The organism is Desulfuromonas sp. DDH964, from assembly GCF_001611275.1.
In the GTDB taxonomy this organism is placed as follows: Bacteria; Desulfobacterota; Desulfuromonadia; order Desulfuromonadales; family DDH964; genus DDH964.
Genome location: NZ_CP015080.1, coordinates 945,244 through 958,180, shown reverse-complemented (window position 1 = coordinate 958,180; position 12,937 = coordinate 945,244). Strand labels below are relative to the sequence as shown.

The window sequence follows — 12,937 nt, the reverse complement described above, 5'->3', positions numbered from 1 at the left end:
CCCCAACTCGGGCCGGGGGGAAATGGCTGACGACGGGATCGACTCCATGCACAAAGTCCTGATTATTGATGATGACCGGATCTTTCTCCAGTTCCTGCGCGACTATGTCGCCGGCCGCTGCCCGGATCTGGTCATCGAGACCTGCCCCGATCCGCTGCGCGGTCTGGCGGCGATCACCCCCGACCTCGACCTGCTGCTGGTCGATCTCGAGATGCCCGGCATCGACGGCAGCAAGATCCTTGCCTACGCCACCGAAAAAGGGCTCGACAAGCGCCGGATCATCATCCTCTCCGCCCGTGATGCCGACTACCTCCACCAGCGCTTCCCGATGGGGAGCTGTCTCGCCGTCCTCAACAAGCACGAGGCCCGGCAGAAGGAGGTCCTCGACATGGTTTTCAGCGCGCTGCAGCTCAAATGCCGGATCTGAGCTGCGCGCCCGCGTTGGCGACCGGTCTACGCCGCCGCAAGCCCTGCGTTGACAGTTCCGGGTGAAATCGTTATCTTTGCTCAGGCAACCGCGCCGCCACGCAGGCAGGCGCCCTTTTCGCGCCGACGGAGTCTGAACCATGAGCGAAACGCCGCCCGCCAAGGAACCCCGCCGGACCCTCGGCGAAATCTTCGTCGAACAGGGCATTATCAGCGAGAAGACCCGGGAGCGGATTCTGGAACGTTCCCGGCAGCTCGGGCGGCGCTTCGGCAGCGTACTCGAGGATCTCGAGCTGATCACCGGTGAGGAACTGGCCATTGCCCTCGCCACCCAGTACGACTGCCGCCTCCTTCCCAATCTCCCCCGCATCAAGGTCGATAACGCCGTCCTCGAGATGATCCCGGTCGAGGTCGCCATGCAGCACCTCATCTTCCCGATCAAGAGCGAGGGGGGACGCCTGGCAGTGGCAATGGCCGACCCCGCCGACAACCGCGTCATCGAGAACCTGGCTGCCGATACCGGCATGGAGATCGTCCCCTTTGTCGCCACCAAGCAGGATATCCGCGAGGCGATCTGTTACCGCTACCTGAACAAGGGGGCGACCCGCCCCAGCGAGCGCACCGTCCTGGTCGTCGATGACGACAAGCTGATCCGTACCATGCTTGGCGATATCCTCAGCGGCGCCGGCTACCGGGTTCTCAAGGCCAAGGATGGCATGGAAGCATTCAAGCAGGTGATCGCCCAGAGCCCGCATGTCATCATCTCCGACCTCGAGATGCCGCTGCTCAACGGTTACGGCCTGCTCGGAGCGCTGCAGAACATTCCCGAGACCAGTTTCATCCCGGTGATCATGATCACCGGCAAGGCCAAGAGCGAGGAAGACGAACTCAAGGCCTTTCAGACCGGCTTTTTCGATGTCATCTTCAAGCCCTTCACCGCCGGCTCGGTGCTGGCCCGGGTCAAACGCGCCTTTCACTTCTACGAGCACCAGTACCGCCTCTTCTGATCACCATCCCGCCAGCGTCACCCGATCCGCAGCACCTTGGCGCCGCGGATCTTTCCCGCCTTCAATTCCTGCAGCGCCTGATTCGCCGCCGCCAACGGGTATTCGCTGCAGGCCGGGTGGATCGGCACGCGGGCGGCCAGGGCCAAAAACTCGCGCACATCGGCGCGGGTGACATTGGCGACGCTGCGAATCTCCTTCTCCAGCCAGAGGTCGCGCGGGTAGTCGAGACCGGCCAGCAGCTCGCGATCGCCCTCCTCCTTGCGAATGGCGTTGATCACCAGCCGCCCACCCGGGGCGAGATGGCGCAGCGCCGCGACCACCGGACGCCAGACCGGGGTCGTATCGATGACCGCCTGCATCGGCTCGGGTGGCGGCGCCTCCGTCCCTCCTGCCCAGGCCGCGCCGAGATCGCGGGCAAACTGCTGCTCTTCGGCGCTGCGGGCAAAGACGAAAACCGGCAGCTGCGGATGGAGATGACGTACCAGTTTCAGAACCAGGTGGGCGGAGGCGCCGAACCCGGTCAGACCGAGGGGGGCCGTGCCGGTGAGTGCGGCCAGGCGCAGCGAGCGATAGCCGATCGCCCCGGCACAGAGGAGCGGCGCGGCCGTGGCATCGCCAAGCGCGTCGGGGATCGGGTGAACGAAGGGAGCGGGGACTACCAGATACTCGGCGTAACCACCGTCGGCATCGCGACCGGTGGCGCGAAATTCAGGGCAGAGATTTTCCCGCCCTTCGCGGCACCAGGAACAGTTCCCGCAGGCGGAATGAATCCAGGCGACACCGACCCGGCTGCCAACGGCGAGGTCGGTCACCCCGGCGCCGAGCCGGTCGACGCGACCGACCGCCTGGTGCCCGGGGATGACGGGGAGCCGCGGCGGCGGGGTGCGCCCCTCGACCTCGTCGAGTTCGGTATGGCATACCCCGCAGACAGTGACCGCGACCCGCACCTCGCCCGGGCCAGGGTCCGGAATTGGCCACTCCACCAGCCGCAGCGGTTCCGAACAGTCCGCCAGGGATACGATCCGCTCCAGCAGCATGCCTCGCATCGTTTCGGCCATGCATCCTCCCCGACCGCGCCAGCTTCACCCGCAGCCCTACCTTAGAGATACCCGCACCAACCGTCGCGGTCAAGCCCGGGCAGCCGGTCCGATTCCGGTTCCCTTCGCCAGGCCGCTGCTGCTATACTCGCAGCGCAGCGCCAACCGTCACCCAGGAGGATTCATCGTGGAACACCCGTTTCCCGCCACTGCCCGTCCGACCGTCACCAGCGCCAGCAGCTTTCTCACCAGCGTCTACGGCTGGATGACCGCCGGTCTCGGCCTCACCGCCGTGGTCGCCCTCTTTACCGCTTCGAGCCAGGCCATGCTGCAGCTGGTTTTCGGCAACCGGCTCGTCTTCTTTGGCCTGATCATCGCCGAATTCGGCCTCGTCATCGCCCTCTCCGCCGCCATCCGCCGCCTCAGCGCGACGGCTGCCACCGGCCTCTTTCTGCTCTACTCGGCCCTCTCCGGCGTCACCTTCGCCGCCATCTTCCTCGCCTACACCAGCAGCTCCATCGCCAGCGCCTTCTTCGTCACCGCCGGCACCTTCGGCGCCATGAGCCTTTACGGTTACCTGACAAAGCGCGATCTCAGCTCCTGGGGGAGCTTCTTCTTCATGGGCCTGGTCGGCTTCCTGCTCGCTTCGCTCGTCAACCTCTGGCTGCAAAGCGCCATGATCTACTGGGTCACCACCTATCTCGGCATCTTCATCTTTGTCGGCCTGACCGCCTACGACACCCAGAAGATCAAGAACCTGGGCGCTGCCGGCCTGAGCGGCGCGGAGCATCGCAAGGCGGCCATTCTCGGTGCGCTGACCCTCTATCTCGATTTCGTCAACCTCTTCCTGCTGCTGCTGCGAGTCTTCGGCCGCAGGCGTTAGACCGCGCCATTCGGTAAAACGCGACAAGGGACCGGCTGCAGCAGCCGGTCCCTTGTCGCGTTTTACGGGCGAGTAATCCGTTATTGGCGGGCCAGCCGCAGGTTCGGCACCTCAGCCTCAAAATTGCTGCGAAAGGGGTTGATATCGAGGCCACCGCGGCGGGTGTAGCGGGCGTAGACCGTCAGCTGCTCGGGGCAGCAGTAGCGTTGCAGATCGACGAAGATCCGCTCGACGCACTGTTCGTGAAACTCGTTGTGGCGGCGAAAGGAGACCAGGTAGCGCAGCAGCGCCGCCGGGTCGATGCGCCCCCCCCGGTAGCGGATCAGGACGCTCCCCCAGTCGGGCTGGCGGGTGACCAGGCAGTTGCTCTTGAGCAGGTGACTGTGCAGCTCCTCGTCCACCACCTGGCCGGGGTCGGCCGCCCCGGCGAGGAGCTGCGGGCTGAGTTCATAGGTTGCGATCTCGATTTCGAGATCGTCGATACAGCGCCCCGGCAGCAGCGCCAGCTCGCGGCCGGCGAAGCCGGGAGCGGCAAAGAGCGCCACCGCCACCGGCGCCCCGGCCGCCTGCTGCAGATCGGCGGCAAGCAGCTGGCGCACCTCCTCGAGGTTGGCGAAACGGGCCTGGTTGAGGGAATTGAGGTAAAGCTTGAGGGACTTGGACTCGATCAGCTGCGGGGAGGTGCAGGGGAAACGGAACTCCCCCATCGCCACCACCGGCTTCCCCCGGGGGTCGAGCCAGGAGAGTTCGTAGGCGGTCCAGAGGTCGCAGCCGCCGAAGGGAAGGTCGCCGGCCAGGCCAAGCTCCGCACGCTTGTTGTGGCGCGGCACCGGGCAGAGCAGCCGGGGGTCGTAGTCGGCAGCGTAGTCGGTCGGTTTGCCGAGGGGGAGCTGGGCGTGCAGTTCATCCATGGCGGTCATTTTCGGTCAGCAGTAAGCGCTTGTCAATAACCTGCCGCCGGCAGGGATGCTCTTTCAGCACGGGGATTGCAGCAACCACCCGATGCAAGGCTTGCCAGCAGGGTCGGCACGGGGGTATGGTGGGAATTCACCACCGACGGTCAACCTGCGGAAGGAAACAGCAACTCTTATTTCATCTTCCCGGCTGCGGCCAGCAAGGACGACGATGATGCCATTCTACCCTCTCACTTCCGGTCGGCCATGACCCGTGCCGGCCATCCCTATCAGAGTCTGACCCCCGACCTGGTCATGACCGCGGTGGAAAGCTGCGGCTACCGTTGCGACTGTCGCATTCTCGCCCTGAACAGTTATGAAAACCGGGTCTACCAGGTCGGCGTCGAAGACGCGCCTCCCCTGATCGCCAAGTTCTACCGGCCAGGACGCTGGTCTGACGCCCAGCTGCGGGAGGAACACCTGTTCACCCTGGAACTGGCCGAGCACGAACTGCCGGTGGTGGCGCCCCTGGTCAGGGACGGCGAAACCCTCTTCCAGTATGGCGGCTTCGCCTTCTCCCTCAGCCCGCGCCAGGGGGGGCACGCTCCCGAGTTCGACAACCTCGACAACCTGCTGATCATGGGCCGGCTACTGGGACGCCTGCACGCCGTCGGGGCGATCCGTCCCTTTACCCACCGGCCGCAGCTGGACAGCCTCAGCTTCGGCCGCGAGAGCGTCGCCCTGCTCCTGGAGGATTTTGTCCCCGCCGAATACCAGGCCAACTACCGGGCGCTGAGCGACGATCTGCTCCTCTCCATAGAAGAACTCTTCGCCGCCGTCAAGCCACGCTTTATCCGGACTCACGGCGACTGTCACGCCGGCAACGTCCTCTGGCGCGACGGTGCCCCGCATCTGGTCGATCTCGACGACGCGCGGATGGCGCCGGCGATCCAGGATATCTGGCTGATGCTCTCCGGCGACCGCCAGCGGCAGACGGCGCAGCTCGCCGAAATCATCGACGGCTACAGCGAATTCCACGACTTTCACCCCCGCGAGCTGCGCCTGATCGAGGCGTTGCGCGCGCTGCGCCTGCTCCACTACAGCGCCTGGTTGGCGCGGCGCTGGGACGACCCCGCCTTCCCCCACCACTTCCCCTGGTTCAACACCCCGCGTTACTGGGGGGAACAGATCCTCGCCCTGCGCGAGCAGCTGGCCGCCCTGGTCGAGCCGCCCCTGGAACTGCCCTAGATCAAAATTGTCTCTGACGAAGCAAGGGCGGCCAATTAGCCGCCCTTGCTCTTTCTGAAATCAGCCTTCCGTGCTGCCTTACCCCTCCATCATCAGTTTGCGCTCGAGATCGGTAGAACGGGAGATGCGCTTTGCCTCCTCAATGGCGACGATACCGCGCTTGCAGAGCTCGACCAGGTGCTGGTCCATGGTCTGCATGTTGTACTGGTCGCGCCCCTTCTCGACGTTCTTCTCAATCTCCTCCAGCCGCCCCTCGCGGATGCAGGCCTGGATGGTGGTGGTGGAACGCATTACTTCGACCACCGGCAGGATCGCCTCACCGCTCTTGTCCTTGACCAGGCGCAGTGACACCGTCGCCACCAGGCAGTCGGCGAGGCGCTGGCGGACGATCTCCTGCGACTCGGGGGGGAAACTGCCGAGGACGCGGTTGATGGCCGAGGTGGCGTTGGGGGAATGGAGGGTGGAGAAGACCAGGTGGCCGGTCTCGGCCGCCTTGAGGCAGGCGTCGATGGTCTCGGTGTCCCGCATCTCGCCGACCATGATGACGTCGGGGTCCATGCGCAGGGCGGTCTTGAGGGCGACGCTGAAGCTGTCGGTATCGAGGCCGACCTCGCGCTGGACGATGCAGCTCTTGTTGGAGGTGAAGAGGAATTCGATCGGGTCCTCGACGGTGATGATGTTGTGGGTGAAGTTCTCATTGAGGAAGCGCAGCATCGAGGCGAGGGTGGTCGACTTACCGTTACCGGTCGGTCCGGTGACCAGAATCAGGCCGTTGGGTGCGCAGGCGATCTTGCCGAGCACCGCCGGCAGGTTGAGTTCCTTGAAGGTGCCGACCCGGGGCGGGATGACGCGCATGACGATGCCGATAACCCCGCGCTGGCGGAAGAGGCTGACCCGGAAGCGGCCACCGTTGGCCAGGGCATAGGAGGCGTCCTGCTCGCGGAAGTCGGCGCCGAGCTCGCGGCGATTGTGGGCGAGAATGGTCGCGGCAATAAACTCGGTGTCCTCGGCGGTCAGGTTGGGCAACTTGGCGCGGATCAGCTGGCCGCGGCCGCGGAAGATCGGCGGGTTGTCGACCTCGAAATGGACATCGGAGACCCGTTTTTCGAATGCAATTTCCAGGATCTGGTTCAGTTTGGCGGCATCCATGGCAAGACCTCGTGAAAAGTAGACGACCCACCCCGCAGGGGTCTAGAGTGAACCTTTCTGTAATTTTTTCCGATACAGAGCGTTTTCCAGCACCAGCCCCCCCGTGACAGCGAGAATCTCGCAAAGGGGGAGCGGGATAGGGGTATTGGCACCATCGGCAAAATCGGCGTAGATCAGAAACCGCGCCTTGCCGAAGCTGAGGACCGGCAGGAGCAGAACCTGGGGTGTCGCCGGCGGCCCGAGAAGGCGTTGCAACTGGTCGGCGAGGCAGGGGTCCGCGGCCGGCCCGAAGAAGGGGCGTCCGCCGGCAGCGACCGTGGCGAGGAGCGAATCGTCCGTAATCGCAAAGCGACTCCCGGTCAGCGCCTCGTCCCCTCCGGCCAGGCCGATACCGCGATCGATCACCAGCTCGCCCTGGCCGACCACCAGGATCAGGGCGCGGGGGCAGAGACCGGAGACGAAGCGGAGCAGGCTGAGGGCGACCTCGCGTGGTTCACCCAGCTCTCGCAAACTGCAACAGGCTTGGGTCAGGGCCATCACCTTCCCTTCGCCACTCTCCCGCGACCAGTCCTGCAGGGCGACCACCAGGGTCCGGACGAAGCGATTGAAGGCCCTGCCAAATCCGGCGCCGTCCCCTTCCGGAACAGGGCGCGGCAGGGTCAGCCGGGCGCCAGTGGCATGGGCGGCATAGACCGCCGCGGCGTCCCCGGGGGCAACCAGCTGGACACAGGAGGCCTGGGGGGCCTCGTCCCGCAAACGGCGGCGCAGCGCATCCAGGGCCCCGGCGGCGAAGGGACCGTCCGCGGCCGGGCGATCGAAGACCAGCAGCGGCCGCATTCCCTTGCCGAGAGAACGGGCCAGCATCATGTCGAGGTCCTGGACTTCGTCGGTAGCGAAGACCAGCAGGCCATCCTGTTTACAAAGAAGCGTCAGGGCCTGGCCGAGGAGCGGGTCGGCACTGAAGAGAATCACCGTGGCGCCCCCGGCGCCCTTCTCCTGCCCGGAAGCGGCCAGCAGCGGCGCGAGCAGCCCGGCGATTTCTTCCCGCTCCGCCGGCGGCAAATCGGGAGCGTTCTCCGCCAGCCGCTGCTGCAGGTCGGCCAACGGGTCGGGTTCGGGATCGGCGAGTCCGATGAAGACATCGGGGATTTTCCGTTCCAGCTTGTCGATGTCGGCCAGGCCGAGAATGTCGGCGGAAATTTCCGGGCCGGCCGCCACCGGCGCGGCCGCGGCAAGTACCGGGAGGCTCGCCTCTTCTTCCTCGAATTCGGTTTCGAGTTCGCCGTCCCGTTTCTTTTCGTCGTAGAGCCGCAATGCCTCCATCAGCACATTCTGGCTGTTTAGGTTGATCTCCTTCTTCATCTTCTCGGGGATGTAGCGGTACTCGTCCGCGACATTGACCACGTCAACATCGAAGGTGAAGCTCCCTTCCTTCCAGATCAGGATCTCGAGGACGGTCTTCTCGATGAGGATTTCGAGTCCCTTGAAGGCATCTTCCTTCGCCACCAGGCCACGCTCGATCAGGGTCGTAACCAGCGGCTTGCGATCGGCGCCGGCCGCCTTCTGAAATGCGAGGGCCTGTTCGAGGTCGGCTTCCTTGATGGCGTTGATTTCGAGGAGGATGCGGCCGATGCGGACGTTGTTGCGGGAATTGTTGGCGCTGACGATGAAGCCGTCGCGAAAGACCAGCTGGTTGTCCCCCTTGCTGTTATGTACCGTGAGGGTCCCCGATTTGCGGGCCGCATGCAGCAGCTGAATGATGTCAACAATAGGAAGGTGTTCCAGGTCGCCGGTAAACGACATCGCCTTGGGCCCTCTCTGCGCGGGGGATCGGTCCGGTTGCAGGGGCGGCGCCAGCCATCACCTGCAAGCTGCTATCCTCGCAAAACCAGAGCCGTTTGGCAACCCTCCATCGCACGCCTGGCGTCCAATTTTTTCGGCGGCCGCTGCCCTTTTGCCACCAGGCTTCGGCCGGAATCTTCCCTTTGGGAGGTCAGCAGGTTTCCGGCAGATCGGCGAGCGGGTCCTCCCCGGTCGACCAGCCGGGAAGCACGCGGTCGTGGAGTTGGAAATGCTCGCCCGGGTGTTCGGTCAGGATGACGTAGACATTCTGCGGCGGCACCTGCCAGACCCGGCCCAGCTCGGCGATGAAGGCAAGGCAGAGTCGACGCTTTTGCTCCTGGCTGCGGCCGCCGCGGATGTCGGCGTTGACGAAGGCGATACCGGCCTCCGGGTCATCGGCATGGCCGAAGGAGAGATCGTTACGCCCGAGACAGCGCAGAGTGACGCCGATATGGTCGGTGCCGGTGTCCATGATCTCGGCAAAGTGGGCCTTGATCCGGGCGGCAAAAAGAACCTTGTCGGCCTCCTCGACGGGGAAGTTTATTTCGAACTGGAGATGGGGCATGGGTCACTCCTCCTCTCTGGTGTTGAATGCTGCCGGAAGTTCGCGTGTATATAGCATTCAGGTACGGTCCGATCAGGTTTGGATCAGGCAATCGCGAAAGGCTCGATCCGAATTTTAACTGAAGTGATCGGACTTGATCCGCGGGAAACGCCTGGGGTCTTCTTCCCACCTTGTCCTCAAGCGAACAACCTGTCAATCGCTTCAAAATCGAAGCGGAACTCGGCGAGCTTGCGCACCAGATCGAGCTTTTCCTTGTCCTCGGCGGTCAGCTTGGAAACATCCTCGACGATGGTCTGGTAAAGCTCGGCGGTGGTATTCTTCGCGGTGCGCAGGTAGGGGATATTGCTGCGATCGAGGATCTGCTGGGTGATCTTGTTGATCGGCAGAATCCCGGGGATAACCAGGCCGACGATACGGGAGCGGTACTCGGGAATCTGGTAGAGGTTGGCCATCGTCACCAGCAGTTCGTCGCGGCTGCTGGTGACGATCAGCAGCGAGTCGTTCTTCAGCAACTCGGCGACGCGCTGGGTGGAGGCGGCGCCGATCTGGACGTGGTGAAGGATCCGCTTCGCCTCGCGCCGGTTGCCGTGCAGCTCAAGGCCGAGCAGCCGGGCGACGCGCCCCAGGGTCGGGTTGGCGAGGATCGGCTGGTAGTTGAAGCCGCCGAGGAGCGCGAAGGGCTCCCGGGCAAAGGCCCGGCGCAGGTAATCGAGGGTGGGGTCGCGCTTCTCGGGGATCAGCTTGTTCGCCAGCACCGCACGCACCTCGACCCCTTCCTTCTCGAACAGCGCCCGGTTGAGGGTGACCGCATCGATGACGCTGCCGACGCCACCACCGGTGATGAGCAGGACCGGCGCCCCGACCAGGCCGGCGATAGTGGCATTGGAGAGGCCGACCACGGAGCCGACTCCTGGGTGCCCGGAACCCTCGATGACGAGGAAATCGCACTGCTTTTCGAGGGCGGCGCAGGCCGCGACGATCTGCCCACGGTAACCGGAGGGATCGAGCTGGCCGTCGATGACCTGGCGCGTGGTTTCCGGAAAGAGAACCACCGGTGACATGTGGCGCAGGACTTTCTTCAGACCAAAGACCTCGGCCATTAACGCCGCGTCCTTGTCCATCGGCCGCCCGTTCAGCAGGGCCGGCTTCGGTCCGAGCGGTTTGATGAAGCCAACGCGGGCGTATTTTGCCTGCGCCAGGTGCAGCAGCGCCAGGCAGACCGTGGTCTTGCCGCAGTTCTGGCCGGTCGCGGCGACAAAGATCTTGCGGGCCATCTTGCATGCTCTCCTGGGAAGGGTTGCGCTCTCGTCGTGGCGCTTCGACCCCCTAAGCTTACCAGAAGAATTGCAACCGTCAGCCCTGGTCCAGGGGAAGGGAGCGGCTTCGCGCGCGCAGGGGGCAGGACCGACGATTTGACCTTTCCTGATCATTACGGTATATTCAGCCATTGATGGTGGCGCCCCGCCAGGGCGTTCCGACCTCAACCCGCTATGAGGCTTTCTGCCCGTGTCGCCCGACCCGGGATCTTAACGCCTCAACCTCTCTGGGCAGCACCGAATGACGGGAGTCCCCCGTTATTCCGGTTGCGGGTTGCCCAGCCGCAAAAACCAGTTGATTCATCCCGGGCACGCCGTCGCGTGCAAAGCTCCCCATTAGCCAGTGGATATTTTCCACGCGGCGGCCTGTCCCTATTTTCGCAGCGCATTCCCCAGGTGCCACCGTTTCTGGCGCCCGGGAAGTCGCAGGACAGGAGTCTGCATGCCATCGCACGTCAATAAAATACGGGTCGAAGCGGTCAGCAAGATCTTTGGACCGCACCCGAAAAGGGCCCTGAAGATGCTCGCCGACGGAGCGGACAAGGAGACGATTCATAGCAAGACCGGCATGACCGTCGGCGTTCACGAGGCGAGCTTCGAGATTCGCGTCGGGGAGATTTTTGTCATCATGGGCCTCTCCGGCTCCGGCAAGTCGACCATGGTGCGCATGCTCAACCGGCTGATCGAACCAACCGCCGGCGCCATCTACGTCGATGGCGACAACGTATCAACCATGAACGACCAGCAGCTGCGAGAGCTGCGGCGCAAGAAGATGGGGATGGTTTTCCAGTCTTTTGCCCTGATGCCGCACCTGTCGGTCCTCGACAACGCCGCCTTTGGCCTGGAGATGTCCGGCATGCCCAAGCCGGAGCGGCATGAACGGGCCCTGCAGGCCCTCGCCCAGGTCGGCCTCGACGGCTATGCCAACAGCTTCCCCCGGGAGCTCTCCGGCGGCATGCAGCAACGGGTCGGCCTGGCCCGGGGGCTCGCGGTCAACCCCGACGTCCTGCTGATGGACGAAGCCTTCTCCGCTCTCGACCCGCTGATCCGCACCGAGATGCAGGATGAACTCCTCAAGCTCCAGGCCCGCGCCCAGCGCACTATCGTCTTCATCTCTCACGACCTCGACGAAGCGATGCGCATCGGCGACCGCATCGCCATCATGGAGGGAGGCCGGGTGGTCCAGGTCGGCACACCGGAGGAGATCCTCCAGCACCCGGCCGATGACTACGTGCGCGCCTTTTTCCGCGGCGTCGACCCGACCAATATCCTCACCGCCGGCGACATCGCCCGCGATACCCAGGTCACCGTCATCCGCCACCAGGGCGAGGGACCGCGGGCCGCCCTGCAGCGGCTGATCAGCCAGGACCGCGCCTACGGCTATGTCCTCGATTCCGAGCGCCAGCTCAAGGGGGTGGTCTCGACCGACAGCCTCAAGGATCTGATCGATGGTGGGGGGGGGAAGGATTTGAGCCCGGCCTTTCTGGAACAGGCGAAGGCCGTGACCGCCAGCGACTCGATGCAGGATATTCTCCCGGAAATCACCGCCCACCCCTGGCCGATCCCGGTGGTAAACGAAGACGGTCGTTATCTCGGTGTCATCTCCAAGAACCTCTTTCTGCGCACCCTGCACCGGGGTCAGCAGGAGACCGCCGAGGCCGAAGCGGAGGCGCAATCTGAAAAGGTGATCGCATGAGACTGCTCAATTTCGATGAAAAACTGATCCCCCTCGACGACTGGATCCAGTCCGGTGTCGACTGGCTGGTCTATAACTACCGCGATCTCTTCCAGTTCATCAAGGTCCCGATCGAAAAGACCCTGGAAGGGCTACAATGGCTGTTTGACATTATGCCGCCGAGCCTGCTCATCCTGCTGCTTGCCCTCGCCGCCTGGCGTTACGCAGGGAAACGGATCGCCGTCTTCACAGTTCTCACTCTGCTCCTTATCGGCTATCTCGGCCTCTGGGAAGAGACCATGATCACCCTGTCGATGGTTATCTGCGCGGTCCTTTTCTGTGCCCTGGCCGGCATCCCCCTCGGGATCCTGGCCGGGCGCAGCGACCGCTTCCAGGTGCTGCTGCGCCCCTTCCTCGACGCCATGCAGACCACCCCGGCCTTCGTCTACCTCGTCCCGGTGGTCATGCTCTTCAGCATCGGCACCGTTTCCGGGGTCCTGGCGACTATCGTTTTCGCCCTGCCGCCGATCGTTCGCCTCACCAGCCTTGGCATTCGCCAGGTCCACCCGGAGCTGGTCGAGGCGGCCCTCGCCTTTGGCGCCACCCCCTGGCAGGTGCTGCGCAAGGTCCAGTTCCCCCTCGCCCTGCCGTCGATCATGGCCGGCCTCAACCAGACCATCATGATGGCCCTGTCAATGGTAGTCATCGCGGCGATGATCGGCGCCGGCGGTCTCGGCGGCCCGGTGGTCCAGGGGCTCAACACCCTGGAGATCGGCCTGGCGACGATTGGCGGTCTGGCCATCGTGCTGCTGGCGATGATCCTCGACCGCATCACCCAGGGGATGGGGCAACCACGCAGGTCCAACTAAAATCAATGCAACTGTATGTTTCGCACC

Annotated in this window: 12 protein-coding genes; 6 read left to right on the top strand and 6 right to left on the bottom strand. The window is 64.3% G+C overall.

Annotated elements, in window-relative coordinates; translation table 11 throughout:
- Positions 1-46 precede the first annotated feature (46 nt).
- Positions 47-427 (top strand): response regulator, encoded by a 381-nt coding sequence (locus tag DBW_RS04250; RefSeq protein WP_066724719.1) that lies wholly within the window; start codon positions 47-49, stop codon positions 425-427.
- 139 nt (positions 428-566) lie between these two features.
- Positions 567-1,433 (top strand): response regulator, encoded by an 867-nt coding sequence (locus tag DBW_RS04245; protein ID WP_066724707.1) that lies wholly within the window; start codon positions 567-569, stop codon positions 1,431-1,433.
- A 17-nt stretch (positions 1,434-1,450) separates the two neighbouring features.
- Here the strand turns inward: DBW_RS04245 and DBW_RS04240 are convergent, their stop codons facing one another.
- Positions 1,451-2,491 (bottom strand): zinc-dependent alcohol dehydrogenase family protein, encoded by a 1,041-nt coding sequence (locus DBW_RS04240; protein WP_197463727.1) that lies wholly within the window; start codon positions 2,489-2,491, stop codon positions 1,451-1,453.
- A gap of 166 nt (positions 2,492-2,657) precedes the next feature.
- Between DBW_RS04240 and DBW_RS04235 the strand changes: the two genes are divergently transcribed.
- Positions 2,658-3,353 carry a Bax inhibitor-1/YccA family protein gene (locus DBW_RS04235; RefSeq protein WP_231875388.1) on the top strand — a complete coding sequence of 232 codons (696 nt, stop codon included), beginning with the start codon at positions 2,658-2,660 and terminating at the stop codon, positions 3,351-3,353.
- Positions 3,354-3,433: 80 nt separating this feature from the next.
- Here the strand turns inward: DBW_RS04235 and queF are convergent, their stop codons facing one another.
- The gene (queF, locus tag DBW_RS04230) at positions 3,434-4,273 is read right to left on the bottom strand and encodes an NADPH-dependent 7-cyano-7-deazaguanine reductase QueF (protein WP_066724703.1); all 840 of its coding nucleotides are present in this window, start codon (positions 4,271-4,273) and stop codon (positions 3,434-3,436) included.
- 240 nt (positions 4,274-4,513) lie between these two features.
- Here queF and DBW_RS04225 point away from each other — a divergent pair, with 240 nt between their 5' ends.
- Entirely contained in the window at positions 4,514-5,494 is a 981-nt protein-coding gene (locus DBW_RS04225) for a serine/threonine protein kinase (RefSeq protein ID WP_066724700.1), read from the top strand.
- A gap of 78 nt (positions 5,495-5,572) precedes the next feature.
- Here the strand turns inward: DBW_RS04225 and DBW_RS04220 are convergent, their stop codons facing one another.
- The 4 genes from DBW_RS04220 to DBW_RS04205 all read right to left on the bottom strand — a co-directional run bounded on the left by DBW_RS04220 (position 5,573) and on the right by DBW_RS04205 (position 10,324).
- The gene (locus DBW_RS04220; RefSeq protein ID WP_066724697.1) at positions 5,573-6,643 is read right to left on the bottom strand and encodes a type IV pilus twitching motility protein PilT; all 1,071 of its coding nucleotides are present in this window, start codon (positions 6,641-6,643) and stop codon (positions 5,573-5,575) included.
- 42 nt (positions 6,644-6,685) lie between these two features.
- Positions 6,686-8,446 carry a DUF4388 domain-containing protein gene (locus DBW_RS04215; protein WP_066724694.1) on the bottom strand — a complete coding sequence of 587 codons (1,761 nt, stop codon included), beginning with the start codon at positions 8,444-8,446 and terminating at the stop codon, positions 6,686-6,688.
- Positions 8,447-8,636: 190 nt separating this feature from the next.
- Entirely contained in the window at positions 8,637-9,050 is a 414-nt protein-coding gene (locus tag DBW_RS04210) for a tautomerase family protein (RefSeq protein ID WP_066724691.1), read from the bottom strand.
- A gap of 176 nt (positions 9,051-9,226) precedes the next feature.
- Positions 9,227-10,324: a phosphotransacetylase family protein gene (locus DBW_RS04205; protein ID WP_066724688.1), complete on the bottom strand. Its 1,098-nt coding sequence runs from the start codon at positions 10,322-10,324 to the stop codon at positions 9,227-9,229.
- A gap of 484 nt (positions 10,325-10,808) precedes the next feature.
- On the opposite strand from DBW_RS04205, the gene proV reads away from it, so the two are divergent.
- Positions 10,809-12,062 carry a glycine betaine/L-proline ABC transporter ATP-binding protein ProV gene (gene proV, locus DBW_RS04200; RefSeq protein ID WP_066724686.1) on the top strand — a complete coding sequence of 418 codons (1,254 nt, stop codon included), beginning with the start codon at positions 10,809-10,811 and terminating at the stop codon, positions 12,060-12,062.
- Positions 12,059-12,910 (top strand): ABC transporter permease, encoded by an 852-nt coding sequence (locus DBW_RS04195; RefSeq protein ID WP_066724683.1) that lies wholly within the window; start codon positions 12,059-12,061, stop codon positions 12,908-12,910. The genes proV and DBW_RS04195 overlap by 4 nt, the downstream gene beginning before the upstream one ends.
- Positions 12,911-12,937 lie beyond the last annotated feature (27 nt).